Source organism: Dyadobacter endophyticus (assembly GCF_014641595.1).
Classification (GTDB): Bacteria; Bacteroidota; Bacteroidia; order Cytophagales; family Spirosomataceae; genus Dyadobacter; species Dyadobacter endophyticus.
The window spans coordinates 174,802-200,415 of the sequence record NZ_BMIA01000001.1 but is presented as its reverse complement, the minus strand read 5'-3'; the positions used below and the strand labels follow the sequence as shown (position 1 = coordinate 200,415).

At 51.0% G+C, this 25,614-nt stretch carries 22 protein-coding genes; 6 read left to right on the top strand and 16 right to left on the bottom strand.

The genetic code is table 11. From position 1 onward, the window contains the following. Window positions 1-63: 63 nt before the first annotated feature. From IEY24_RS00905 to IEY24_RS00880, 6 genes are all read left to right on the top strand, one after another. Window positions 64-3,531, top strand: a complete 3,468-nt coding sequence (locus IEY24_RS00905; RefSeq protein ID WP_229221096.1) for a SusC/RagA family TonB-linked outer membrane protein — start codon at window positions 64-66, stop codon at window positions 3,529-3,531. A 14-nt stretch (window positions 3,532-3,545) separates the two neighbouring features. Continuing rightward, window positions 3,546-4,991 (top strand): RagB/SusD family nutrient uptake outer membrane protein, encoded by a 1,446-nt coding sequence (locus tag IEY24_RS00900; RefSeq protein ID WP_188927747.1) that lies wholly within the window; start codon window positions 3,546-3,548, stop codon window positions 4,989-4,991. A gap of 150 nt (window positions 4,992-5,141) precedes the next feature. Further along, complete coding sequence (locus IEY24_RS00895; RefSeq protein ID WP_188927745.1) at window positions 5,142-5,735, top strand: RNA polymerase sigma factor; 594 nt, start codon at window positions 5,142-5,144, stop codon at window positions 5,733-5,735. Window positions 5,736-5,828: 93 nt separating this feature from the next. Next, on the top strand, window positions 5,829-7,112 hold the full coding sequence (locus IEY24_RS00890; protein WP_188927743.1) for a polysaccharide pyruvyl transferase family protein: 1,284 nt from the start codon (window positions 5,829-5,831) through the stop codon (window positions 7,110-7,112). An 18-nt stretch (window positions 7,113-7,130) separates the two neighbouring features. After that, window positions 7,131-8,408, top strand: coding sequence for a polysaccharide pyruvyl transferase family protein (locus IEY24_RS00885; protein ID WP_188927741.1), 1,278 nt, complete (start codon window positions 7,131-7,133; stop codon window positions 8,406-8,408). A gap of 640 nt (window positions 8,409-9,048) precedes the next feature. Continuing rightward, on the top strand, window positions 9,049-10,560 hold the full coding sequence (locus tag IEY24_RS00880; RefSeq protein WP_188927739.1) for a S41 family peptidase: 1,512 nt from the start codon (window positions 9,049-9,051) through the stop codon (window positions 10,558-10,560). Between the two features lie 550 nt (window positions 10,561-11,110). Here IEY24_RS00880 and IEY24_RS00875 read toward each other — a convergent pair. From IEY24_RS00875 to IEY24_RS00800, 16 genes are all read right to left on the bottom strand, one after another. Then, window positions 11,111-11,869, bottom strand: a complete 759-nt coding sequence (locus tag IEY24_RS00875; protein ID WP_229221094.1) for a type 1 glutamine amidotransferase domain-containing protein — start codon at window positions 11,867-11,869, stop codon at window positions 11,111-11,113. A gap of 92 nt (window positions 11,870-11,961) precedes the next feature. Next, on the bottom strand, window positions 11,962-12,525 hold the full coding sequence (locus IEY24_RS00870) for a Crp/Fnr family transcriptional regulator (RefSeq protein ID WP_188927737.1): 564 nt from the start codon (window positions 12,523-12,525) through the stop codon (window positions 11,962-11,964). Window positions 12,526-12,939: 414 nt separating this feature from the next. After that, window positions 12,940-13,221: a hypothetical protein gene (locus IEY24_RS00865; RefSeq protein WP_188927736.1), complete on the bottom strand. Its 282-nt coding sequence runs from the start codon at window positions 13,219-13,221 to the stop codon at window positions 12,940-12,942. Window positions 13,222-13,593: 372 nt separating this feature from the next. Then, window positions 13,594-14,388: an SDR family NAD(P)-dependent oxidoreductase gene (locus IEY24_RS00860; protein ID WP_229221086.1), complete on the bottom strand. Its 795-nt coding sequence runs from the start codon at window positions 14,386-14,388 to the stop codon at window positions 13,594-13,596. Window positions 14,389-14,392: 4 nt separating this feature from the next. Next, complete coding sequence (locus tag IEY24_RS00855; protein WP_188927735.1) at window positions 14,393-15,328, bottom strand: aldo/keto reductase; 936 nt, start codon at window positions 15,326-15,328, stop codon at window positions 14,393-14,395. Window positions 15,329-15,334: 6 nt separating this feature from the next. Next, a complete protein-coding gene (locus IEY24_RS00850; RefSeq protein WP_188927734.1) occupies window positions 15,335-16,366 on the bottom strand; it encodes a hypothetical protein in 1,032 nt (343 codons plus the stop codon). A gap of 32 nt (window positions 16,367-16,398) precedes the next feature. Next, entirely contained in the window at window positions 16,399-17,232 is an 834-nt protein-coding gene (locus tag IEY24_RS00845; RefSeq protein ID WP_188927732.1) for an SMP-30/gluconolactonase/LRE family protein, read from the bottom strand. A 6-nt stretch (window positions 17,233-17,238) separates the two neighbouring features. Further along, a complete protein-coding gene (locus IEY24_RS00840) occupies window positions 17,239-18,753 on the bottom strand; it encodes a M81 family metallopeptidase (protein WP_188927730.1) in 1,515 nt (504 codons plus the stop codon). Window positions 18,754-18,759: 6 nt separating this feature from the next. Continuing rightward, complete coding sequence (locus tag IEY24_RS00835) at window positions 18,760-19,140, bottom strand: RidA family protein (RefSeq protein WP_188927728.1); 381 nt, start codon at window positions 19,138-19,140, stop codon at window positions 18,760-18,762. After that, window positions 19,137-19,781: an RraA family protein gene (locus IEY24_RS00830; protein ID WP_188927726.1), complete on the bottom strand. Its 645-nt coding sequence runs from the start codon at window positions 19,779-19,781 to the stop codon at window positions 19,137-19,139. The genes IEY24_RS00835 and IEY24_RS00830 overlap by 4 nt, the downstream gene beginning before the upstream one ends. After that, a complete protein-coding gene (locus IEY24_RS00825; protein ID WP_188927724.1) occupies window positions 19,778-21,043 on the bottom strand; it encodes an MFS transporter in 1,266 nt (421 codons plus the stop codon). Before IEY24_RS00825 ends, IEY24_RS00830 begins: the two co-directional genes overlap by 4 nt. Window positions 21,044-21,097: 54 nt before the next feature. Continuing rightward, complete coding sequence (locus IEY24_RS00820) at window positions 21,098-21,997, bottom strand: dihydrodipicolinate synthase family protein (RefSeq protein WP_188927722.1); 900 nt, start codon at window positions 21,995-21,997, stop codon at window positions 21,098-21,100. Next, complete coding sequence (locus IEY24_RS00815) at window positions 21,990-23,081, bottom strand: threonine synthase (protein WP_188927720.1); 1,092 nt, start codon at window positions 23,079-23,081, stop codon at window positions 21,990-21,992. Before IEY24_RS00815 ends, IEY24_RS00820 begins: the two co-directional genes overlap by 8 nt. Continuing rightward, window positions 23,078-23,893 carry an SDR family NAD(P)-dependent oxidoreductase gene (locus IEY24_RS00810; RefSeq protein ID WP_188927718.1) on the bottom strand — a complete coding sequence of 272 codons (816 nt, stop codon included), beginning with the start codon at window positions 23,891-23,893 and terminating at the stop codon, window positions 23,078-23,080. Before IEY24_RS00810 ends, IEY24_RS00815 begins: the two co-directional genes overlap by 4 nt. Beyond that, window positions 23,886-24,854 (bottom strand): succinylglutamate desuccinylase/aspartoacylase family protein, encoded by a 969-nt coding sequence (locus IEY24_RS00805; RefSeq protein WP_229221084.1) that lies wholly within the window; start codon window positions 24,852-24,854, stop codon window positions 23,886-23,888. Before IEY24_RS00805 ends, IEY24_RS00810 begins: the two co-directional genes overlap by 8 nt. Beyond that, a complete protein-coding gene (locus IEY24_RS00800; RefSeq protein WP_188927716.1) occupies window positions 24,802-25,608 on the bottom strand; it encodes an SGNH/GDSL hydrolase family protein in 807 nt (268 codons plus the stop codon). The genes IEY24_RS00805 and IEY24_RS00800 overlap by 53 nt, the downstream gene beginning before the upstream one ends. Window positions 25,609-25,614: the final 6 nt, after the last annotated feature.

Below are 25,614 nucleotides of genomic sequence, written 5' to 3'. Positions count from 1 at the left end.
GGTCGCTAACCGGTTCGATCTAGGGTTCAAAAGAAATCCGATAACTCAAATCTCAATAGCAAAATGTATAGAAAATTACATATCGTTGTTTTTCTCTTGCTGGTGGACTACCTCTGCGGAATGACCAAACCAACACACGGACAGACGCTCGCAGCCAACTTTGTTCAAAAAAATGAACAGGAAGAAGGCAAGTCGCCCACGAGCATTTCCCTGAGTGATGCACTCGACAAGCTTAGCAAAAATTATGACGTCAATTTTGAGTTCAACGACCGCCTGATGAAGGATAAGGTTGTCAATACCAAACTGCTCAATGGAAATGAAAACCTGGATAAAAAGCTTAGACGTATACTTGCTCCGTTATCTTTGAAATACGAACGTTTTGGTAAAAACTCTTACGTGATCTTTGAGCAAGAAAGCACGGGAAGACCCGGCGAGAAACCACAGGCGAGAAACATTAAAAATGAAAGCATCCTATCTCCGGTCAACGTGGAGCATCAACATCCCAACCTCGCACAGCCATCCATCGAACAAACGGAAACATCAAAAGCCTCCGTTGACATCCATTTGAAGGGAATAGTTTCCGATGAAAAGGGTGACCCGCTGCCTGGCGTCAGCGTAATCATGAAGGGAACCCAGCAAGGAACGATTACCGACACGGACGGCAAATATTCCCTGGACGTACCCCATGCAAATGTCCAGATCGTATTTTCCTTCGTCGGCTACTTGCCGCAAGAAGTGAGGGTGGGCGGCCGGACGCTTATTGACATCGTTTTGAAACAGGATACCAAAGCATTGGAGGAAGTCGTCGTTGTGGGTTACGGGAGTGTAAAGAAAAGTGACCTGACCGGCTCGGTTGCCAAGGTGAGCGAGGCGAACATTAAAGCTACGCCGATTGCGTCCCTGGACCGGGCGATGCAAGGGCGTGCCGCCGGTGTGCAGGTAGTATCCAATTCGGCGCGTCCGGGCGGAAGCTCCACGATCCGCATCCGCGGCTCAGGCTCTGTAAACGCAGGTAATGACCCGTTATATGTGATCGACGGATTTCCAACAGGTAACCTCAACAGCATCAATACAGATGATGTTGAATCCATCGAAATTTTGAAGGATGCCTCAGCAACTGCCATTTACGGCTCGCGTGGCGCGAACGGAGTTATACTCGTTACGACCAAAAGAGGCAAAGCAGGAAAAACAGGCATCAGTTATGATGGTTATTATGGAAGTCAATCGGTGCGTAATACGATTGATTTGCTCAATGCCCGGCAGTTTGCCGAACTGGTCAACGAAGCCCAGGTCAACAATGGTGGCAAACCTTATTTTGACGGCAGCAGTGCGGACAAACCATTGCCTGCTACTTTGGGTGAAGGGACCAACTGGCAGGAAGCTGTTATGCGCAACGCGCCGATCCAGAGCCACCAGCTATCCGTGTCGGGCGGAACCGAAAAATCCCGATATGCCATTTCGTTTGGCTATTTTGGTCAGGATGGTATCATTTTAAATTCCAGTTTCAAAAGATACACGCTCCGGGCCAACCTGGACAACGATCTTAACTCTAAAATCAAAGTAGGCCTGAGTATGCAGGGCGCTTACACGACCGGAAGCAATGCCCGTACCGAAGTAGATGGCAATGCAGGCGGCGGTATTATCAGCTCGGCACTGAGCTATTCTCCCACGTTTCCAATATGGAGCGCGGACGGTTCATACTTTAAGAACCAAGGCACCCTGAACGGCCTGGCGGTGGATAATCCTTTGGCGCTGGCCAATGAATTCAAAAACAAGGCGACTACGATCCGCATTCTGGCCAATTCATACATTGATTACAAAATTATAGAAGGCCTGGATTTCAGGACCAGTTTTGGGGCAGACCTGATCATCGACAAAGCCAACAACTACATAACCCGGCAGGCCATTGCAGGGGCAAGCCTGGGAGGAAGCGGGGTGGTATCCAACTCGCAGGACCTTAACTGGCTTAATGAAAATACACTCCATTACAGCAGGCAACTAAGTCCGCGGCACAGTTTAAGTGCACTGCTGGGCTACACCATACAGGGCCTGTATGTCGAATCTGTGACTGCCAGGGCGAATACCTTTTCAGATGATTTTGCAGAATACAATAACCTGGGTGCGGGATCTACTTTGGTGGCACCCAGTACGGGAGCCAGTGAATGGAGCCTGATTTCTTACATTGCACGTGTCAACTACGGCTTTGACGACCGCTTTCTGGCGACTTTTACGGCAAGACGGGATGGTTCTTCCCGGTTTGGCCCGGACCGCAAATTTGGTATTTTTCCATCCGGCGCCCTAGCCTGGAAAATTGCCAATGAAAAATGGGTGAAAAACATCAGCGCGGTTTCAGATGCGAAGCTCAGGGTAAGCTATGGCCTGTCCGGTAACCAGGATATTGGCAATTACCGCTACCTGGCCAACATCATCTCCACACCTTACGTGCTCGGAGGCACGCTTTACACAGGCTCGGCCACTGCGGGTATTGCCAATCCTGACCTTCGCTGGGAGAAAAACGCACAATTTGACGCGGGGTTTGACATCAGCCTCTTCAATAACCGCATCCAGCTTTCGGCCGATTACTATATCAAAAATACTTCCGACTTACTTTTCAATGTGGGCGTGCCCACTTCATCAGGATTTTCCTCAACATTGAAAAATATTGGCAGCGTCCGAAATTCAGGATTTGAATTCTCCTTCAATACCATCAATGTCGATAAAGGAGGGTTCAGGTGGTCTTCAGAATTCAATGTAACCTTTAACAAAAACAAGATTCTTACCTTGGACGGACGCCAGGAGTTCAGGGCCGGTGGTGATGCGACCATTCACAACACTTCCCAGAACCCGATCCTTTTGCATGTCGGAAGTCCCCTGGGAGACTTTTTCGGGTTGGTAACGGATGGTATTTTCCAAAACCAGGGAGAGGTGGACGCTTCTTCGCAAAAAAGTGCCAGGCCGGGAGACCTTCGTTATAGGGATCTCAATGGAGACGGCGCCATCAGTGATTTGGACAGGGACATTATCGGTAACTCCAATCCCGATTTTTTCGGTGGTTTCAACAACACATTATCCTTCAAAGGTTTTGATCTTAATTTCTTCCTTCAGGGAAGCTATGGGAACGAAATACTGAACTATGGCACATTTGACCTTCTGAATATGACCGGTGGGAATAACCAGTCTGCCAAAGCATTGCAGAGATGGACGCCGACAAATCCCAGCAATTCTGTCCCAAGGGCAAACGCCGCGGGAGGTTCTCGCTTGCTGTCGAGCCTGCACATCGAAAATGGTTCTTACCTGCGTCTCAAAAATATTTCGTTCGGCTACAACCTTCCCAAATCATGGCTTAACCGTGTTTCTGTCGGCTCTGCAAAAGTATATGTCACCTTACAGAATTACATGACTTTCACTAGGTATTCCGGGTTAGACCCCGAAGTAAACCGGTACGGAAGTTCGTCATTGAGCCAGGGGCTTGACTACGGCGCTTACCCGGCGGCCAAAACTATTTTGGCTGGCATAAATCTTGAATTTTAAACCTGTCATTTATTATGAAGATTTATAAAGTACTACCTGCAATGGCCATTTTATTGTATGCGTGCGAAAGCAAGCTGGACTTGTCGCCTGTCACCAACCTGACCAATGTCACGTATTACAAAACGGCCGAGGATGCCAAGGCCGCTCTAGGTGCTTGCTACGCGGTCATCAGCAATCCTGACCCTAATCTAGACATTACCACATCCGACGATGCAGTGCCATTCCTGACCGGCGCTGCCGACAGACCGTTGCTCTGGCGTTACGACATCACCCCTTCCAACTCGCTGATTACGGCTTATGCTGGGGCGTACTCGGGTATAAACCGGTCCAACATTGTCATTGAACGTCTTCCGGGCATTACGATGGACGAGGATTTGAAAAAACGTTACATGGCCGAAGCCAAATTTTTAAGGGCGTTGCATTACTTTACTTTGGTCCAGTATTACGGGGAGGTACCCATAGTAACAAAGGAAACCGCTTCCTTGGAAGGTCTTGAAATTGCGCGCTCACCCGTTGAGCAGGTTTACGAGCTTATCGAGGCTGATTTAAAGGAAGCTGATAGTATTTTGCCTAAGACTTACCCGGCAGGCGAATCAGGCAGGGCAACACAGGGAGCTGCCAAGGGCATACTGGCCAGGGTATATCTGTATAGGGCAGGAGCCAAGAAGGCATCTCCTTTTTGGGCCATGGCCGCAGCCAAGGCCAAAGAGGTAATCGACTTGGACATCTATGATCTTTATGCTGAATTTGCGGATGCCTTTGCATTGACTGCCCGTGGTGGTAAAGAGAATATTTTTGAGGTACAATATCTGACCGACGTACGGGGGCACGGCCTTGGCCGGGGCTTCGGCGTGCGCTCGGCGCAGATATACCCGGGAGGCGGGGCCGGGATTGCCAGGCCCACCGAAAGCCTTTACAATTCCTACACAAGCAATGACAAAAGAAAGGCAGTCACTTTCATTACCTCTTTCGTCTACAACAATGTAACTACTACGCTTTCGATTTCCGACCCCGACTTTACCAAGGCGGTTTCTTTTCAGAAATTCTGGGACAAAACGGCTAAAACCAATGGAGGGGAAGGTACCAGCAGACCGGTATTGCGCTACGCGGATGTACTATTGATGTATGCGGAAGCACTCAATGAAAGTAATGACGGGCCCAATGCCGAGGCTTACGCTGCGCTGAATAAAGTGCGTACCCGGGCAGGGCTTACCCCGTTGTCAGCACTGACCTACCAGGCATTTAAGGAAGCAGTTTGGCTGGAAAGGCGGCTTGAGCTCACTTTTGAAAACAGCCGCCGTTACGACCTGGTCCGCACGGGCAGATTAATAGAGGCGGTAAAGGCCGAAAACAGTTTCAACCGTAATGCGCTGATCCTACCGCATCATGTATTGTTGCCCATCCCGCAAAATGATATGGATGTGAACCCGAAACTGGTACAAAATCCGGGATACAAATGAACGCGATAGTTAGATGCCAATCCAGAGAGCGGCTATGGTTACCATTCCCAAAAGTGTGGGATTAGGGACGAGCTAACATATTTATTTATAAATAGTTATTCTTTTTATTGTTATAGATTATTAACTTCCCTAAGTTCCTTCTCAAACCTGATGCGCGCGTTTTTACCTGTTGTAGATGAAGCTAAAATCTGGCGGCGACTCTTAAAAGGAGATCAGCAGGCACTGGCATTTTTTTACGAAAAATATGCTGACGTGCTTTTGAAATACGGCTTGTCGGTCAATTATAACAGGGAGATGGTCCAGGATGCCGTTCAGGAGCTTTTCGTTCATATATGGAACCGGCGCCAGAACCTGACCGTGCCAGAGTCGGTGAAATATTATCTGATGGTTTCACTGCGCCGGATTATCTTAAAGGAGGTTAGGAATTCGCTGCTTTCCACTGATGCCTTTTCTGACGATTCATTTTCTTACCGGTGTCATGAAAAGCATTTTGCCGAGGAAATAGAAGAAGATGTACACCGCAATTTGCAGCAGGCAGTACGATCACTGCCGACGCGTCAGCAGGAAGTTATTTTTCTCCGTTTTTTCGAAAAGCTTAGCTACGAAGAGATCGCCTCGGTAACCGGTCTAGACTATCAGATCCTGCGCAATACGATTTATAGGGCGATCAAGACCCTTCGGCAGGTTCTGCTCGAGAAGATGCCCTACATTTCATTGATTTCCATCATCAGCTCATTGATCTGATCTGTCCAGATAAACCTTATTTCGATGCTGGACCTGATACAAGTCTGGAACCCGAAAACTCTGTCTTTTTAGCAAAATATTTAACCAAAAAACATGATCAATCACGCAATTAACCAGGACAGAAGAGACTTTATGAAGAACTCGGCAGCGGTTGCTATTACTTTACTGGCGCCGTTGAAAGGTTTTTCAGCCCATAAAAATCCAATTATCATACTTCGTTCGTCCTGGCAGACAGTTAACATTGGCGACATTGGACACACACCAGGCGTACTGGCGCTTCTTGAAAAATACATTCCCGAAGCCCATGTTAGGCTGTGGCCTTCCGATGTTGGAAACGGTGTGGAAGAGATGCTAATGAAGCGGTTTCCAAACTTAAAAATCATCAAGACCGACCAGGATAAAACACAAGCGATGGCAGAAGCAGACTTTATGCTGCACGGCTCGGGGCCTTCGCTAGTGGCGCGGGTAACGCTGGAAGACTGGGTCAAAACAGGCAAGCCTTATGGTGTATACGGCATCACTTTTCCAGGTGTTTATGGCACCCCGGACCAGGCTAAAAAAGCTTCTCCGAAAGACATTGAGTTGTTAAACAATGCGCGTTTCGCATTTTTCCGGGACTCTGTTTCGCTGGAAATTGCCAAAGAACTGGGCGTAAAATGTCCTGTTATGGATTTTGGCCCCGATGGCGCTTTCGCTGTGGATGTCAGGGATGAGGCCTCGGCGGATGCTTTCCTGAAATCACACGACCTGCAAGAGGGTAAATTTCTTTGCGTCATACCTCGTTATCGCTACACGCCGTGGTGGAAAATTCCGAGCAAAAAGCGAACGATCGACCAGGAAAAGGACGCGATAAACCAAAAAATGAAAGAGCATGACAATGGTCCGGTACGGGATGCGATTGTGGCCGTCGTGCGCCAGACTTCGATGAAAGTGCTGATTTGCCCGGAAGACGAAACCCAGGTGGAAATTGGGAAAGAGATGCTCTACGATAAACTGCCCGACGATGTGAAAGGGAAAGTGGTGCTGCGTGGAAAATACTGGCTGACCGATGAGGCCGTAAGCACTTACCTGCGCTCGGCAGGGTTGTTCGGCCTTGAAATGCACTCGCCGATTATGTGCATAGGAAACGGTATCCCGGCTACGGTGGGCCGGTTCGGGGAGCAAAGCAGTAAAGGTTTTATGTGGAAAGACATTGGTCTGGGAGACTGGCTTTTTGATATGGACACGCCAAAAGATGTGGCGGCGATGACACCTGCCGTGCTGGAAATGGCAAAAAACCCGAAAGATGCAAAAAAGAAGGCGCTCAGAGCCCGGGACTTTGTTGTAAAAAAGCAACAGGAAACGATGGCTGTTTTAAAGAAAAACCTCTATTCCTAACCCTTTATATCAGCTTTAATGCAAAACCGAAGAACATTTATACAAAAAATACCTGCATTATTTAGTTTGCTGACCAGTATCCGGGCTATTGCCGGCGAGGGGAGGGCCCAAAAAACGATCATTCTGAGATCCTCCTGGCAAACGGTCAACATCGGGGACATTGCCCATACGCCTGGCGTTCTGACCTTACTAGAACAAAACTTCCCGGATGCGGAAATCAGGCTTTGGCCAACGGATGTAGGCGATGGCGTGGAGGAAATGCTCATGCGTAGATTTCCCAAGCTTATCATCCTTAAAACCCATGAACAAAAAACGGCTGCCATCAATGAAGCTGATTTCTTTCTGCACGGCTCCGGGCCATCGCTCACTGGTAGAAAAGAATTGAAGTTATGGGCCGAATCGTCGGGGAAACCTTACGGTATTTATGGCATTACGTTTCCGGGAATTTACGGTTTTGCTGACGATCGGGAGAAATACGATCTGGGAGACATTGAACTGATTACCAATGCGCGGTTTGCGTATTTCCGCGATTCGGTATCCCTTCAATTTGCAAAAGATAAAGGAGCCAAATGTCCCGTCATGGAGTTTTGCCCTGATGGCGCATTTTCTGTGGATGTGAAAGATGATCGGTCGGCGATTGGTTTTCTTAGGAAACATCAGCTGGAAGACGGCAAGTTTCTATGTGTGATCCCGCAGTTCCGGTTTTCGCCCTGGTGGGAAATCCCTGCGAAAAAGCTGCCAGTAAATGAGGTTAAAAATGCCTACAATACGAAAATGAAAGAGCACGATAATGCTCCGATACGTAATGCCATTATCGCGGTGGCCCGCCAGACAGACTTGAAAGTGCTGATTGTTCCCGAGAACGAGACACAGGTGCATATTGGCAGGGAAATGCTCTACGATCCCCTGCCGGAGGACGTAAAAGCAAAAGTGGTTTGGAGGGACCACTATTGGCTGACCGATGAAGCTGTTAGTACGTATGCCCGCTCGGCGGGTTTGTTCGGCCTGGAAATGCATTCGCCGATCATGTGCATTGCATTGGGCATACCAGCCATCGTGTGCCGTTTTGAAGAGCAAACCAGCAAAGGTTTTATGTGGAAAGACATTGGGCTTGACGACTGGCTTTTTGATATGGACACGCCCGGGGATGTAGCAGGTATCACCCCGGCTGTATTGAAAATGGCCAAAAATCCAAAACTGGCAAAATCCAAAGCCGCCAAGGCTTTAAAATTGGTAAGGCAAAGACAGCAGAAAACGATGGATGTCTTAAAGAAAACGCTTTATGGTACAGGTTGATGGAGAATTGCCATTATTTTCGTTTTTCCGGGGCAGAAAATGGACACGGCTGGTTTCGTTCGGAGCGAAGTTTGGCCTACTGGTTTGGCAGAAACGGGACTAAAGACAATGCAGGAAAGCAGATTTGTCCCGTCTTTCATGCATTGACATCCATATTTCAGGTCCTTAATTTTTGTCAGAAGCGCGATACAAATGCCTCCAATTACGAAAATTAGCAATAGTACGGATGCACCTATATCACCGGGAGAAGAACAATACACAAGCGTCTGAAAATCTAGATCAATTATCTAATTTTCAGGCGCTTGCATATTATTCCTTGCGGATACTGTATTTACCTATTTGCACGGTATATTATATTTACATAACTCATTATCAGCAAATTAACCAATTTAAGAATCAAATAAGATACAAAAACAACTGGTTTCTGACGAGTATACTTATGATGAGATTTGTCACGATATCCATCTCTTCTGGCTCGCTGGCTGCGGCAAAAAGAGTAAGGGTGGCAAGGGCCTCGTTTAATAAGACTTTACAACTCGGTAAGTCACTGACAGAGAGCTCCAATTCACTGTTGATACATTAAGTTTTCTGAATTCTATTCGTATCTTGTTGATACCGACTTTTAATATCACATATAAAAATGAAGCATTATAACCTATTGCTCGTCACCGTGCCGTTGCTAGTGCTGACTATCGCGATAGGGGGCGTGGCAGTTGCCCAAAAAATGCAATTGACTTTAACCAAGGAGCAAGCCGCGGACGATTTTAAGTGGCTCAGACGCGCTCTTGAATACGCTCATCCGCGCTTATACAAGTACGATAGTAAACATACCGTTGATGCCCGATTCGACAGTCTGGGCAGCATGATCCAAAGCGACATTAAAGCAATAGACTTTCTTTCGCTGGTGAGTACAATGAACGCATCTGTTCGTTGCGGACATCTGTATACGATTCCTCAATATGAGCTGGCTGACGAAGTCCTTAACAAAAAAGTGATGCCGTTGTATTTCAAAATTATTGACAAAAAACTGTACGTCCTATTCGATTGCAGTGACAAGTCAGTTCAACGAGGCTCACAAATTACCTCGATCAACGGCAGGACAATTGACGAAATACTGGAAAACCTGCTGCCGCGCATCGCCGCGGACGGATATATTCATACCAGAAAAATAGGGCTGTTAGAGCGGTATCATTTCCGCCTGTTCCATGGATTTGATTTATACTATCATCTACACATCGACCGCAGCGACAGTTTCAAAGTGGAGTATATTGAACACGGTTCCGGTAAGTCCAGTACTGCTATCCTTAACGGTTTGACGTTTGACGAAAGACAAAGAACATTGCGGGAGCGCTACAACCGTGACGAACAGGGCTGGTTCACCACACCTTCTCCCGAATTTAAGATCAACGAAAAAGAAAAGTATGCTACACTCACAGTTCCCCGCTCGTTTTACTCGAAGACCGACCCAAATTTTGACTCGCTGTTGAGCGCAGCCTTCGCCCGGATCAAGGATTTGCAAATCAAGAACCTGATATTGGATCTTCGGAACAACGAGGGGGGCAGCGAGCAGCAACAGCAAACACTCATCTCATATTTATCGAAACGTCCCTTCAAACTTTACCAGAACATCTTTTTAAGCCACCTGGATTTCCGCCCACTCCGGGAAGTCATAATCGAAAGGGATACCTCTAAACTATTATTTGATAATAGCGACGAATATATGCGGAAGCTCACAGAAACGCTTTGGATCAACAATTATGATTACGACAAAAGTCTTCAGTTACAACTACCAAAAAAAAATGCTTTCGAAGGCCAACTATACGTACTGATGAACGGCGTTAGTTTTTCAAGCGCGGCAGATCTCATCGCTGATATAGAGAAAACGACGAATACCATCTTTATTGGCGAAGAGAGCGGCGGAGCGTACGAAGGGCCGACCGGCGGCGATAACATAGTTGTTCAACTTCCAAATAGCAAAATAATGGTCCGTATTTCTCCGAATATCCATATAGGATACAAATACCGGAAACATCCCATCGGCCGCGGTGTCCTGCCGACCCACCAGATCAATTATTCGATAAAGGACGTTCTTTCTGAAAGAGACCTGGAGATGGAAGCAGCGAAGAACCTAATTACAGGCAAACCAAATTAAACAGTTATTAAACGTCCTCTTTCTAACGCAAACAATTTTGTAGTAATTTGTAAATACACGACAGCTATCGATGTATCTGGATAATCCAGAGCCTCTGATCATCCCAATTCGGAATTCAAAGAAATGTCATTTCGGGAGAAACTGACTATGCTAAACAATTCATTCGTAATTAATTGCGACCTACAATACACTCGGCATCCCGATAACACCTCCGAAACCAGATAACTGCGATCGCCCTGTTTTTTATACCTTCTCGGTTGAGCCCCATCAGGGTTGCTCTGGCCGATTCAGCCTCATCGGTGATGTCATGCTGGCTGGCTGGCTCCAACGGGTTACATGGGTGCGTGCTGGAAAGATCGTCGAAATTGATCGTTTTAAAAGGCGGGCGGGACTTTGCAGCTGGCTTTTTATTTAAGCCAATGATTGTGGGCAATCATGGATTGATCATCTAATTTATAATCAAAAGGTTAAGAGCTAATTTACATACAAAAGCCGGTACCCAAAACCATTCCTGGTTCCGGATACCGGCTCGTCAAATGCTGCCTCTCTCCTATTTACCCAACACTTCGAGCATCGCTAGCCCTACCGCCTTTGCCGACTGCGGGTTTTGGCCGGTGATCAATCGTTGGTCGGTCACCACGTGCGTTTGCCAGTTGCCTGATTTCTCGAATTTTGCCCCACGTTCTATCAACTTCGTCTCCAGAGCAAATGGTACGACTTTCTCCATTCCTACTGCAGCCTCCTCTTCATTGGTAAATGCATTGACTTTTTTACCATTCACCAGGGAACTGCCGTCGGTGAGTTTGATATTGACCAAACCGGCCGGGCCATGGCAAACGGCCGCCACCAGGCCATTTTGCTCGTAAATTTCAGAGGCAATGGCTGCGATCTTGACATCGTCGGCGAGGTCCCACATTGCCCCGTGCCCTCCGGCGTAGAAAATTGCCAGGTACTCCTTCGGTTTCACAGCCTCGGGAGCCAGTGTATGCTCTACTTTCTTGCGTGCCTCTTCATTTTCCCAAAACTTCTTGTTAACCGGGTCGGTCAGATCGAAACCGTCGACGGGAGCCTTTCCACCTTTCGGGCTTACAAAATCAATTTCATAACCTGCCTCGCTGAGCACTTCCCAGGGATGAGATACTTCACCGAGATAATAGCCGGTAGGCTCGCCGGTATTGCCTTTTGTATCGTGGCTGGTCACCACGAAGAGAATTTTCTTTTCCATTTTTTGTCCTGTCTGGGCCATCGCGTCACTGTTCGAACTGATCACAGAAGCTGCGAGAGCGAGTTTCACCAAAGCATTTGCCATGTTTTCTGAATTGTTTTGACAATGCAAAGTTGCCACCCGCGCCCGGGATGCGACAGGAACCATGTCACTACTTTGGTGTGATGTAGGTCACACTAGGCAGACAAACGGCTGAGCGTTTCGCGCGACACGCCCAGGTAAGAGGCCAGCAAGGTTTTCGGCAGGCGCTGCGCCAGTGAGGGGTACATTTGCAGCAATTCGTGGTAACGCTCGGAAGCGCTTTGGTTCATAAACGACAGGATGCGCCTTTGTAGGGCGACATAGCCAGCATTTGACTTCTTCCTGAAAAAATGCTCGATCTGGTGAAGTTCCCTGCAAAGTTTTTCCCGGTTCGCGAGCGACAAGCAGAGCACTTCCACATCTTCCACACAGGTGATGTCGAGCGTAGCATCGGTTTGGTTGAAGTACGCTTGGTAGTCGGATATCCACCAGTCCTCCATTGCCAGTTGAAGAATATGGTCTTTTCCCTGCTCATTGACAAATGACGATTTCAACAGGCCTTTTACTACAAAAAAGTCGTGGCTCACCGGCGAGCCTTGCTGGACGAGGAACTGATGTTTCCTGAATTTACGGCTGGTAAAATGCGAACTGACATACGCAAACTCTTCGGGTGTGAGCGATACCAGTTTACCAAAATGTGTTTTAAGTTCCTCAAACATTACGTACAGATCAATCCGTAAAATGTCACAACGGCAATTCTACGAATTTATACATTAAATCATTCAGCGCTCCCCGCCTAAGTTTTGCACGAGACTTGGGTGGGGGGCTTTTTTATGAAGATAAGGTTCCGGCCATAGCCGCGGCACAACCCAAATAAGTGTATACGGGCCTCAATAAGTTAAGCTGGGTGGGGGCGTCGATACGTGGAGAATTCGAAGCCACTGATCACCCCAATTAGGAGTCGCTTTTGAAAAACTTTGCAAAAGGCATCAAGGATGACCATCACGCCGTCGGACAAGCAATTAATTCTGATATCTCAAGCGAGAAAGTAGAGGACTAACAAACTGAAAACAATCAAAAGATCTGCGTACGGACGGGGCCGGAATTGACCTGCTTACAAAAATGTTACTGGCTCAAAATAGACAGAACCACCACCAAAAGCGATGAAGAACCCAATAGACGCCGGTGGATTCCATAGCCACCGTGTCAATACGGCATTCCTGTAACCAATCGGCAATTTCATCCAAACCACAACTCATCGTCCCAAACGTTCGGACTGGCGTTTGCGCCCTGTCCCCTGGTACAGCGACTGCATGAATGGTGTCACCAATGTCAATACCGGCCGCATTCGGATTTACGATCGTCATCGAAGCTGCTTTTACTGCTGACTTTTGATACCCTTTTACCTGTTTCATCGCAAACATAGATTTTGGTATAATCAAAAGGCAAAGTGCGAAGCCCTCCGGTTTGATCAAGTATATTCTCCTATACGGGGTCGAACCCCAATTTGAAACCTAAGAAACCAGAAGAACCAAACTTCCCCAAGAATTCGGGATTCAATGCTTACAATAGTCCTAGCTGCAAAGCACTCCGCCCTGCCAAATTCACGATGCTCCTCTTAAGTTATTTTTCCCGAAACATAATGCCGTTATTCATAGACTTTCCTGTATTTGTATGCTTGCCTGAAATTTCAGGTAAGCATATGGCGCCACAATAATCCTGGTAAAAAATTAGGAACATCTTAAAGAAATAGAATCTCGACCAACTGATCGTACCTCCATCGGCGGCTACCAGCTTGTCCAGCCGCCATCGACAAGCAGGTTGTGCCCGGTTATGAATGCTGACGCGTCCGAGGCCATAAATACGACGGGGCCTTTGATATCCGCGTCATCGGCGAACCGTCCCAACGGGGTGAGCCGTTTGTAATTTTCAATGAACTCTTCTTTCCCTACCAGCTGGGCAACCCCGGGCCCGTACCCACCCGGACTAATGCAATTGGCCCGGATGTTGTACCGGCCGTAAAAATTGGCCAGCCATTTGGTGAAACCCACCATGCCCCATTTGTCGTAGGTATAGTTAACCGGACTTGTTATTCCGGTCTCTCCGTAAACCGGGAAATGCGGCCCTACCGCTCCCTGGATTGATCCGATATTGATAATGCTTCCCCTGCCCGCCGCCTTCATAGGCTCTATAACCGCGCGGGTCATCAACATGAGCCCGGTAGCGTTGACGCGCTGGGCAGCTTCCCAGCCTTCCATTTCTATCTCTTCCAGATTTTGAAAACCCTGCCTCGAAACAGCATTATTGACGAGAATATCGATGCGCCCGAACATGGCCATCACAGCTTCGACAAGTGCCCGGATGGAAGATTCATCTTCCAGGTCTACCGACATGGCTGTGGCAAGCAGCCCCCGGGCCGACAACCCGGACGCTAAATGCTCGCATGTGCCGACATTGCGCGACGCGATGACTACCTGAGCCCCGGCCTCTGCCAAGGCTGTGGATATGGGTGTCCCAAAAAAGCCGGCTCCTCCCGTGACGATCGCCACTTTGCCGGTCAAACTAAATAACTGGTTCATCATCTTATTAAATTTTCCATCGTCCCGGCGTAAGGATTTCGTCGGGGACAGCTGTAAATACTTTAATAAATTCTTCCCGAAGCGTTGTTGGAACCTGCGGAGTGCCTAGCAACTTCACATTCTCGGCCAGCTGCGCCGAAGTAACCGCCCCTACTACGATACTATCGATCCCCGGCAGGTCTCTGACGTAAGCAAAGGCCATTCCCGCTAGATCGAGGTTATATTCGCTGGCGAATGCATGAAGCTGCCTCAAAAACGGCATTGCGGGTTTAAGGTTACCATTGATTTGCCCGGGATCCATAAAAAACAGCCCTTGCAGGAAGACACTGCGGGCAAAAACCAGCTTCCGCGCCTCTGCAAGGCGCTGCAATGCGCCCGAAACGACCAGCCGCTGATCGAAGATATTTACCGGCACCTGCACCGCTTCAACAAGAGGCTCAGACAGGCAAAAAGCAACATCCTCCGATTCATACACGGACACTCCGCCTATATCGATCAACCCCTGTTCCCTGAGCCTCGAAATGATTTCAGGCAGTACACCCGCCACTGTCTCCATGGGTTCTTCTCCCTTGTGCAGCAGGCATACAGGCAGTTTACTGATTCCCAGGCATTCAATGGACGCTCTGACACTGGCTTCTACCGATTTCCAGGCCCGCTCCAATGAACCGGCATCTTGCGGCGCAATCTTAAACTTGGAAACCATATTCAGGCCTTTTCCCATATGGCCTTCTAAAAAGCGGCCCAGGAGCGCCTCGGAAGCCCCATACTGCCGCGCCGTATCGAAAGTGGTAATCCCTGCACCCGCCGCCATAAGCAGCATATCCAATGCATCCCGGTCGTTGGGCATGCCTTGCGAATTGGATATCCCGTAGGGCATCCCCAGCTGGACGGTTCCTAACGTAAGCTGGGAAAAGCGGTATCCTTTGAATGTGATTGTTTTCATAAGGTGTTAATTAATCCCCGTAATGGCGGGCGTTCTGATGCCGGGTTTGATCTCCCCGCTAATATAGAGCCACTGGTTTTGCCAATGCACCACAGGCAGCGTCACACGGGCCGGAAAACGCTGCTGCCGGCCCACAAACTCCCAGGAATCGGTGTGCGGGAAGTAATACAACAGGTCGTTGGTAATCCCCGGATGCGAGGATGGCGTCTTATGCTGTGCTGTTACGGCATCGACCCCACCCCAGAACAAAAACCGGTCGCCCTTTACCACCGGCAGCACAGCGCCACCTGCCGACATGCCCCTTGGCATGGCGGCCAGTTTTTCCCAATGCGCAGTCCGCCGTCCGGCCCAATACTGAATGCTCAGCCGGTAGCCGTCCTGGTGAATCAGCCTGTACGAATTGCCCTTGGAATTGATCGCGGTCGTCTCGCCGCTGAACATATAAAACGCCCCATCGAATGTCGCGCAAACAGGGAAAATACGTCCGGGGCCTGGCCAGGCTTCCATTTCAGTCCAGCCCGCTTCAACTTGCTTTAAATCCAGCATCAGGCACTTAGTGAGTCCTGCGCCTGTCGGCGAGACATTTCCCCCGACCACAATCAGAAGGTCTTCGAGTACCGCACCGGACATATTAGCCAGGGGAAAGGGCAGCGAAGGATATTTATGTCGGACAAGCGCATGGCCGTCCCATTCGTAGCCAATCACCCGGCTCAAATGTTCACGTGCATTACTGCCGCCGATCAGAATCACTTTGTCCTGATAGGAAACCGAAACGCCATAGCCGGTGGCGATTTCCATTTTTTGGGGCAGCTTTTTCCATTTACCGCCCTGTTCGAGCAGATAAATCCCGTCATACCATTTCTTGACACCTCCTTCCCAGGGATAGCCATCGGGAAAATTCGCGCCGCCCAGGCACAGCAGCGCGCCATGGCTTACGCCCGCATACATGCCCGCAAACCCGCGTTCGTCAGGCAAATCGGGGAATGCCTTCCATTCCAATGCGGTTTGTGCAACAGCCGCTTCAACTATCATCATCATCACTATAATTGAAAAATATTTCATAAAATCATTCATATCACATCGACAGTCATCATCAGTACAGCTCCCGGCCCTGGCTCTGCATACCCACCGGTGATCAAAACTGATTTCCGATGCGGTTGGTCAGAAACAAAGCACAGGTTGCTGGTAAGGGGTAATGCGGTATCCAAGCTTGCCAGTAATATTCCCCCAGGCGAAAATACCTGAATAGCCTGCATGCCGTAATGGGCCGCCCAAACACGCCCCTGTGCATCGGTTGCCAGCCCGTCGGGGAGGTTATCAACGGGCCTGCCGGATCGATGCCCGGGCAACACGGCCCAAACAAATACCGACGGGGCCGCTTTCCCGTTCAACGAAATGGCCAGTATCCTGTTTTGATAACTCTCCGCAACATAGAGCAGCGATTGGTCCGGCGACAGTGCCAGTCCGTTCGGATAGTCCAGGCCAGCGGCGATGCAATTCTGCAACCCGTCTTTTCCCGCTTTGAAAACCCTGCCGCTGTCGCGTACCGAATCGGTAAAAAACACATTGCCGTCACGGTCTTCGATCAGGTCGTTAGGGCAATAGACTGTATGCCCGGCGCATTGCTTGTTCACCAGCGCTCCCTTACGATTTCCTGTATGATCAAACTGCACAATGGTACCCGCCCCGCTGTCGCACACCAGATGCGTACCCTTTGAGGTGATCAGCTGACCATTCGGACAACCGGCTTCGGCCCATCTTACCGGAGCTTCGCCCGACCGCATGCGCAGGAGCTGACCACCGCTCAATGTGGTAAAGAACCAATTGCCCGCATCATCCGCACAGGGCCCCTCCGTGTAAAAAGGCAGATCCAGTAGTTTTACTATGGTGCTTTGCAGGTTCATAAACGGTCAAACATATTCTTCAAAAGGGAACAGAGGTATTTTTCGGTTTTGGTATGTAAAGAGGGTCATATCGGCTTGGGTCACCCCGGGCGTATCGACCTGAACAATCGACGGGCAAACATCGCTATAAGCAGCAATCGGCGCGTTGACCCCTTTGGCTACAATCCCCCTGAAGCCACGCGGATCCAGGCCAAAAGCCGTGAGCTGCCGCAGGCTGTACGGTGGCGTGCGCCTCGTCGTAAGCATGACCGTATTGCCGCTCGGCGTACGGACCACCGCCGTAGGGCCCATATCATAATGAACAAACCCTCCGTGCCGCGGAGTATCCTCTGTGAAGCGGCCATCGTGTAATGCAAGCACCTCCACGCTGGTTTGAAAACCTTTTTTTCCTCCAAGAAAAAGCGGAACAACTGCCCCGGCGCTCACGTCCTGACATTTTTCCACGCTTTCCGGATCATAAAGGCAAACAAAAAAGCCCGACAATGCGCCTGCTTCAAGCTGTTCGAGAATCAAAGTACTGTTTCCCGGCGCTCCGCCTCCGATGTTGTCGCCCATATCCAGCAGCAGCACCGGTTGCAGGTGATTTACCAAATCATTCAGCACGGCCTGAATGCCCGATTTTCTCCCATTGAATGCCTGCTTGCGGTCTAGCAAAAAGGCTGAAAGTATAGATGCAGCTTCCTCCGCCCGGCCGACCGCAACCGGTGACTGATTGCGATCCGCGATCACGATGAACCCCGACCCCATTTCATGTATATCCGCATAGGGAAAGCCAAGCAATACGCTCACCGAAACCAGAGCCATACGCTGTTCCAGCTCTTGCGCAAGCGCATAAAGCCCCAGGCAAGGCTGACTTGAAGTAAACTGCTGCTCTATACTAATGGCCACGGACGGCTTGACCAGCAGCTGCACAGGCGAAATCTCACCACGCAAGGTATTCACCAGCAGCCGCGCAGCCGCAATACCGGTCTGTTTTTGATCAATGTGTGGATTGGTAGCATAGGCGATCAGGCCATCGGTGGCATCGGCCATCGCCCGACTTACATTGGCGTGCGGGTCCAGCGTGCCGATGATCGGCACCCCGGCTCCCAGCGTCTGTCTCAGCAGCGACAACCAATGCCCGTCCATATCCGGGTACCCCTCGGCCACACCAGCACCATGCGGCGCGACCAGGCAGGCATCCAATGGCCCCGCCTCGTCCAGAAGCTGCATCATACGATCCAGCAATGCCAGGTAGCAATCTCTCGTGATCAGCCCTCCCGGCGTGGCCATCGCATAAAATATCGGCACCAGTTCCATATCCGGAGCGCTGTCTATCTCCTCGATCAGCCCGCTGATCTCATGGTTGGCTCCCTGGTATTCGACTCTGATCCGGCTCGTTTCCAGCCAATATCCATTCTGGAAGTCAGCGAGGGTCGTGGCGGATTCGATAAATGTGTTGGTCTCATGATAAATTCCCAGCAATCCCACACGCCGGGGTGCGCCCTGCAAACCAGACTTCGGTGGTGTTAATTCAGCCATGCCGGACTATTTACCTAAATGAATGACCGCGTCGACTTCGAATTTGAGCAGATCCCCGAGACACCCAATCAACGTTGTACGTGCAGGAAACGGCTCCCGGAAGTATTCCCGGTAAATGGCATTGAAACTGGCCAGATCCTGCTGGCGACCAAGGTAATTTCTGACCTGTACGGCATCGTTCAGTGTTGCCCCGGCGGCCTCGGCGATCCTTTTCAGATTATCGAACGACCTGCGGCATTCGCCCTCGAAAGTGTCGTCGATAATCTGGCCCTGATCATCGACGCTCGCCTGTCCGGACACAAAAAGATATTCCCCCGATACGATTCCGGGAGAAAAAGGTAAATGACTCTGCGGGACCGGGCCGGTCACAACGTGTTTTGTTTTCATAATACACCGAATTTCTGATATGCCTCCACCGCCTTCATACCGTTCCTGATCGCATCGCGGGTGACATTCTCCGCGGAAACCTTTTCGAGTGCCGCGGCCAGCACCTGTGCTTCAACCTGCTGCGGTACTACCACAATCCCGTCCTGATCGGCCATGACCAGATCACCGGGCGCAAATTTCACCCCGTCAATTTCCACGACCACATCCAGATCCACCACTTTTTGGCGGTTCTGGCTGTCATAGGGGTTTTTACCGGTCGCAAATACAGGAAATCCCATGGCAGTCATTTTATCGATGTCACGCACCGAGCCGTGTACCACTACCCCCACACAGCCGGCGTTACCTGCGGCGGTGGAAAGCAGCTCGCCCCAGATACCCGACCGGTTGGAGCCGCCCGCCGCGCAGATCAGCACATCGCCGGGCAGGCATGAATCGACCGCCTTCAATTCGAGCTCATAAGGGTTGGGATCCTGATGGTACATATCCGCCCAAAGCGTGGTCTTGCAGCGGCCCATCAGCTTATTGGTACCGGTGTAGGCGAAAAAAGGCGTTCGGGTAGCCTGTTGAGTAAACCCCAGCTGATCGAGCACGTCAGCAAGCACGGCTACATACAATTTGTCTTTTAGCTCTTCAATATTCATTTTTCTATTTGATTTAATACCTGATTCTCAACAGGCTCCGTCCTGATATATCTTAATACCACCACGCAGACCAGCATCAAGCCTGCGGCAACTTTGAACATCGCAGAAAGCGCCACATCCGCGTCGCGGAGCATCCCTCCCGCGTAAATCCCCAAACCGCCGACAATGCAGCTGAACATATTGAGAATGCCATATGCCGTGGCCCGGTAGCGCGCATCGACGATCATGCTCAGAATAGGCATCATGTTCGCATCCGTGAACGTGCGTGTGAGCGCATACAACATGAAACAGCCGATTGCCACAGAGAGCACCGCCGTATTACTGGCCAGAAAGATCGCGGGCGCTCCGATCAGCAAACCGTAGAGGGGTACCAGCACCCGCGCGCGGGGATTATGCCTGCTCCACCGGTCGGCCAGAAAACCACCCAGCAGCACACCCGCCAGCGACGCGCTGTGAAAATACCCCGTCGAATACACACCTGCCATACTCTGCGACAAGGCAAAATGCTCCTTAAAATAGGTCGGCAGCCATGCCACCACCAGCCAGCCGACAATGCTGACCAATCCCCAGTACAGGATCGCAAACAGGTAGGAACGTGTCCTGAGCAGCTTGCGGATTGCTCCCGCAAAACCCGTGGGTTTATTGATACCCTCGCCTGATTTTTGAATGGCTGATTGAGAATCACGCAGCGTAAGTGCCAGCAACATGGCATACACGATGCCGAAACCTCCGAATACCTTGAATGCGAAATTCCAGGAGTGGTTTTCGGCAAGCCATCCGCCGATAAAGCCCAGGCTCTGCCCGAACATCACGCCGCCCATATGGATACCCGTGGCCAGCGACTTGGTCTTTTCCGGGTGGTAGTCCATGATCAGGGCCAATGCAGCGGGAATGTAACATGCCTCGCTGATGCCCATCAATGCCCTGGTCGCGAGCAGTTGCTCGAAGGTAACCGCCTGCGAGGTGAGCCAGGTTACGAGCGACCACACCAGCAAGCTGATAATAATCACTTTGCTGCGGCTGAAACGATCGGCCAGAAAACCCGCGACGGGGCTAAGCAGTCCGTAAACCCAAAGGAAGACGGAAGTTAGCAACCCGAACTGCGTCTCCGACATCGGAATCGCAGCCACAATCGAGCTGCGCATGGTGGTAATCATCATCCTGTCGAGGTAGTTGAGACAGCCCACCAGGCAGAGCATAACAACCACCAGCCAGGCATACAAAGCCGGCCGGCCTTCCGAAATGGGTTTTGCGATTTTCATGAACCGTGGGTTTTGCAGGATATTTCAGTAAAATCAGGCGATGCCTCCGCTTAATTAGCTGACAGGCGTATAGAAACTCTCTATTTCTTCCATCATGGCGATAATCTGCTCGTCGGTCCAGGGCAGTTGCTTGGCCAGCAGCGGCGGCTTGGGTTCGCCAATGACGATGTTATAGCGTAAATACATTGCGCGGTTAAAAAAGGACCAGATGACCGGAATGATCGTCTCGATAAACTTCTGAAAAGTAAGCATATACTCCATGGCATGCATTGTTTCTCCTGCCAGGAACGACTCTCTAATGAATTTACAGGTTGGGCCAAACAGGTTATAACTCGTGCCGATCGCCCCCACAGTACCGCAAAGCGCCGCCTGGCACATCAGCTCATCGGCCCCGCTGAATAGCTTCCATTGCTCCCCTGCCCTATTTTTAATCGTACTGATCTCCAACATCTTGTCGGTTGTGAGTTTCATCCCATGTACCTGCGGCAAGGTCAGAAGCCGGTCGATCACCTGCATATTGGCCGCATTGCCGATCTGGTAAGGAAAAAAAGGTACGTCGGTAGCCTGCGCGATGCGCCGGTAATGCTCAAAGGCCATGTCGGCCGAAGCGCCGTAATAGATCGGACCGACAGCCGAAATGCCGTCGGCACCATGTTCGGCGGCATGCCGTGCCAGGCGAATAGATTCTTCCGTATTAAGGGCTCCAACCTGTACCATTACCGGAATACGCTTTCCGGCTATTTCGAGCGTCAGCCGGGTAATCTGCTTACGCTCCTCTTCTGAAAAAAGGAAGCCCTGGCCTGTCGAGCCCAGCAAATACAGCCCGTCCACCTTTTGGGCGATCAGCAGTTCGATGAGCTTTTCGAGCTCTTTGGGATTTAGGCTTCCATCGGGGTTGACCGGTGTAAAAAGCGCCGGCCACAGGCCCTGAAAAATAGAACTTTGCTCACGCATAATCTTGATTAAAAAGAGTTTGAATTGTTTTTATCCATTGATGTGACGGCACAGTGTCCGTCGGGGGGAGTTGAAAACGCTGGTCCACCGCGTTCATATCTTTAAAACCGCTGCCCGTTACCAGGCACACTACCGGGCGGCTTTTATCCAGCTCATTTCGCCGAAGGGCATTTTCCAGTCCTGCCAATGCTACCGCACCGGCAGGCTCGCAAAAAATACCTTCTTTTTGCGCCAGCGCCCTTTGCCAGCCAAACACCTGCTCGTCGCTGACGCTGTACCCATTGCCACCCGACCGCCGGCAATGCCTGATCACCGCATTGCCGTCGATCACGCTCGCTACCTGCAACCCGCTGACCGCCGTGGTGGACGCATTCACCGGAACAGCCGCAACGTCGCCGTTTCGCAGCGCGCTCACGATCGTATCATTCCCCTCGGGCTGAACGCAATGGACCGTATAACCGGCTCCGCACTGCTCTGCTCCGCGGCATACCGCCAATGTGAGGCCTCCGCCGCCGGCCGGTGCAAAAATCTGTACACCGCTCGGCAGTATCTCGGCTATTTCGGCGGCAATCGTTTCCACGCCCCTCATGGCCGACGGACAATACCGGTACGCACTAATCGGAAGAGGAAGGTTATGCGAATCGCAAAGCGCTTCCAGCTGATCGAAAACGAAGGTGGTAGTCTGCGGATCCTTGCCAAAGTCTTTCACCATGATAACCTCCGCCCCATAAAGCTGCATTTGCCGTACCTTCTGAACCGGCGCTCCGTCTACCGCGACGATCACACAATGAATGCCCGCCGCCGCGCAATAGGCGCTCAGCGCTGCCCCTGTGTTTCCGCTTGACGTGGCGATGCAAATTTTCTGGCCGCGCATATGCATTTCCGAAACGAGCACCGCCGCAAACCGGTCCTTGTACGAACCGGTCGGATTCAGGTTTTCCAGTTTGAAATACAGTGCATCCAGGCCCAGCGCGGCTGCTATACTTCGTGAACGCACCAATGGGGTCTCGGCCTCACCGAGCAAGATCCGGTATTCTGCGGCCACCTGCGGCAATAGTGAGGAATGTCTCCAGATATTTTTCAAAACTGATCAGGGAATTGATTTCTTTTAACACTGTATCCGCTGAAATTGGGTTTGAAGCCGCCGTCAATAACCAATGTGGTCCCGGTAATGTAGGAGGCTCCTTCCGAGGTCAGCCAGCATATTGCCGCCGCGATTTCCTCCGGGCTTGCCCCTCTTCCAAGCGGTATGTTGTCATTTACCGCGTCGATCAGGCGTGTGCTTACATTATCTCCGTCGGCATCCTGGTAATCACGGCTCAATGCGGTCTCTACATAACCCGGGCTCACGCCTACCACCCTGACCCCGCTGCGCCCGTAGGTGACCGCCAATTCGGCCGTCAGGCTGTCGAGTGCGCCCTTCGAGGCAATGTAGGCTGGGGAAGTGCCGGCAGGCCGGTCGGCCATCATACTCGACACGTTCACAATCACAGCCGGGCGTTTCAATGCCTCCGTCCGCCCCGCTACCGCCCGTGAGAGGAATGCCGGTGCAGTCAGGCAAATGCGCAGGGTTTTCTCCCAGGTCTCAACCGGGATTGTCCGCATGGTTTCGATCGTCCGCCAGGCCGCATTGTTTACCAGGACATCGACAATTCCCCATTTTGCAAAAGCATTGCCTATAAGTTCATCCCAAAAACCGGTTTCTGCCAAATCGCCCGGCAAGGATAAAACCTGCTGATAATGCCCCGCTTTCAACTCCTCTTCCAATGCCGACAATTGCGATGGGTCTGTGTCGGTTAACACCAGCTTGCAACCCACCGAGGCAAATGCCCAGGCTGTGGCGCGGCCAATGCCTCCGGTAGCACCGGTAATCAATACCACCTGGTCTCTATTCATAAATCGTATGTTTTCCTTTTTGCGTAATGGGCAGAATGCCGCCTAGTGCTTCGCCGGGTTTCACTTTCGCGATAGCTCTTTTGAGAAAAACCATTCCCCCGAGCTCCGCATAAACCGAATGGCTGACGCCCGACACCGGATCAAAAATGCGTCCGAAACATTGGCCAGCGCTGACCATTTCTCCCAATGCTACCTGGGTCATCAGGATACCTTCTGCGGGCGAAGGCATTTTTCCCTGAAGATAGCCGCTGTCGGGGCGGTGATCTTCCAGCCAATAGGACTCAGACGACTTGATTGCCTCTCCGGTAATCATCCCCAAAAACCTGAGCATATTGATCACCCCGGCCAAATAGGTATTGACTACTTCCCGGCGAAAACCGGCCCCACCGCCGAATTCCAGATACACGGCCGGAACATTTGCATCTCTTGCGACCGATAAGGTCCGCCCCTGCGGCCGGTAATCGGTGCCCCAAATCACCGGCACATCGAAGCAGCGTGCCATTTGCCGCTGCACATCCAGAACAGCCTCATTGGGATGAAGCATATATCCTGCCAACGGGTGGATTTCGTAGGTCAAACCGCCGGTGTGCATATCCACGTAGTAGTCTGCCTGTTTTATCCTATTGCTGATCCGGGCCGCATAGGCCTCGGAAACCGCCCCACCAAGGTCCCCCGGGCAAATCCGGGCCAGATCCAGCCCATCACTGCCTTGCCGTGTCCCATGCCCATAGGCGTCGGGATTTACGACTTTGACGATCGTGACCTGGCCGTACGTTAGCATCCCGGGCAAAGTTGCTGCAAGCTCCGCCGCCGCAACCATGGGCTCGTATTCGTCGCCATGCACGCCTGCGGAAATCAGCACGGCGGGGCCCCGCTGCGTCGCGGTAATGACGCTGGTTTGTTCGTTCTCAGTGTTCTCCTTCATAATAGGCTCCTCCGCAAGTGGGTTGGGCTGGGTCAAAAATGTTCAGCGTTTTAAATAGCGCTGCGGCAAGCTGCTGGTGCCCGCGTTGGTTGGGATGCAGCGGATCGTTCAGCCACTCACGGTACACTGTTTCGGCAGCGCGGCTCTGTATCTCGGTATTCCATCCGGCGTCATGATCCACCAGGATTGTATTTTCCGACCCGGCCACTTTTCTGATTACCGCTACGTATTCGGGGAGGGATGCACGCTCGGGGGCTTTGCCGACAATTATCGGGTTGGGCGTATGCAGGATCGGCACGGCATTCATCGCCCTGATCTGCGCCAGGATGGACCGCAGGTTAGCTTCAAAATCCGCCAGAGTTACCTGATTGCGTGCGCAATCATTCGTTCCCAGCATCACCGATACCACCCCGGGCCTGAATTGCCCCACACGCCAATCCATATCATTCAGCATATGCCGGGTAGTGTGCCCGCTCATTCCCGTGTTGACCACAATGTCGCCTACCCGCGCCAGCTCCCACCGGAGGCGCTCCGCGAAAATTTCGGGATAACTCCGATGCCCGTGGGTATGCTTGGCTCCCTGGGTAATGCTGTCTCCGGCAAAAACCCAGATGCTGCGTGTCTTGCCGCTCAGCAAAGCCGCAATCTTTTTCAAATCCTCTTCTACCGGGCCCGCTTTCCTGCCCGCAGGTACATTCGCGGTTGCCCATGCAGGCAGCACTCCCGCGAACGTACCTGCCAGCGCACGCAGCAGAAAAGATCTCCGTGACCGACGATGACGCTCTTTCATGTGACT

Excerpts from the sequence above, each read along its gene's own strand:
- IEY24_RS00880 (WP_188927739.1), top strand. The coding sequence starts at position 9,049 with ATGAAGCATTATAACCTATTGCTCGTCACCGTGCCGTTGCTAGTGCTG.
- IEY24_RS00870 (WP_188927737.1), bottom strand. The coding sequence starts at position 12,525 with ATGTTTGAGGAACTTAAAACACATTTTGGTAAACTGGTATCGCTCACA.
- IEY24_RS00875 (WP_229221094.1), bottom strand. The coding sequence starts at position 11,869 with ATGGCAAATGCTTTGGTGAAACTCGCTCTCGCAGCTTCTGTGATCAGT.
- IEY24_RS00865 (WP_188927736.1), bottom strand. The coding sequence starts at position 13,221 with ATGAAACAGGTAAAAGGGTATCAAAAGTCAGCAGTAAAAGCAGCTTCG.
- IEY24_RS00900 (WP_188927747.1), top strand. The coding sequence starts at position 3,546 with ATGAAGATTTATAAAGTACTACCTGCAATGGCCATTTTATTGTATGCG.
- IEY24_RS00840 (WP_188927730.1), bottom strand. The coding sequence starts at position 18,753 with ATGGCTGAATTAACACCACCGAAGTCTGGTTTGCAGGGCGCACCCCGG.
- IEY24_RS00800 (WP_188927716.1), bottom strand. The coding sequence starts at position 25,608 with ATGAAAGAGCGTCATCGTCGGTCACGGAGATCTTTTCTGCTGCGTGCG.
- IEY24_RS00895 (WP_188927745.1), top strand. The coding sequence starts at position 5,142 with ATGCGCGCGTTTTTACCTGTTGTAGATGAAGCTAAAATCTGGCGGCGA.
- IEY24_RS00820 (WP_188927722.1), bottom strand. The coding sequence starts at position 21,997 with ATGCGTGAGCAAAGTTCTATTTTTCAGGGCCTGTGGCCGGCGCTTTTT.
- IEY24_RS00825 (WP_188927724.1), bottom strand. The coding sequence starts at position 21,043 with ATGAAAATCGCAAAACCCATTTCGGAAGGCCGGCCGGCTTTGTATGCC.
- IEY24_RS00835 (WP_188927728.1), bottom strand. The coding sequence starts at position 19,140 with ATGAAAACAAAACACGTTGTGACCGGCCCGGTCCCGCAGAGTCATTTA.
- IEY24_RS00845 (WP_188927732.1), bottom strand. The coding sequence starts at position 17,232 with ATGAACCTGCAAAGCACCATAGTAAAACTACTGGATCTGCCTTTTTAC.
- IEY24_RS00850 (WP_188927734.1), bottom strand. The coding sequence starts at position 16,366 with ATGATGATGATAGTTGAAGCGGCTGTTGCACAAACCGCATTGGAATGG.
- IEY24_RS00890 (WP_188927743.1), top strand. The coding sequence starts at position 5,829 with ATGATCAATCACGCAATTAACCAGGACAGAAGAGACTTTATGAAGAAC.
- IEY24_RS00885 (WP_188927741.1), top strand. The coding sequence starts at position 7,131 with ATGCAAAACCGAAGAACATTTATACAAAAAATACCTGCATTATTTAGT.
- IEY24_RS00855 (WP_188927735.1), bottom strand. The coding sequence starts at position 15,328 with ATGAAAACAATCACATTCAAAGGATACCGCTTTTCCCAGCTTACGTTA.
- IEY24_RS00830 (WP_188927726.1), bottom strand. The coding sequence starts at position 19,781 with ATGAATATTGAAGAGCTAAAAGACAAATTGTATGTAGCCGTGCTTGCT.
- IEY24_RS00810 (WP_188927718.1), bottom strand. The coding sequence starts at position 23,893 with ATGAATAGAGACCAGGTGGTATTGATTACCGGTGCTACCGGAGGCATT.
- IEY24_RS00860 (WP_229221086.1), bottom strand. The coding sequence starts at position 14,388 with ATGATGAACCAGTTATTTAGTTTGACCGGCAAAGTGGCGATCGTCACG.
- IEY24_RS00905 (WP_229221096.1), top strand. The coding sequence starts at position 64 with ATGTATAGAAAATTACATATCGTTGTTTTTCTCTTGCTGGTGGACTAC.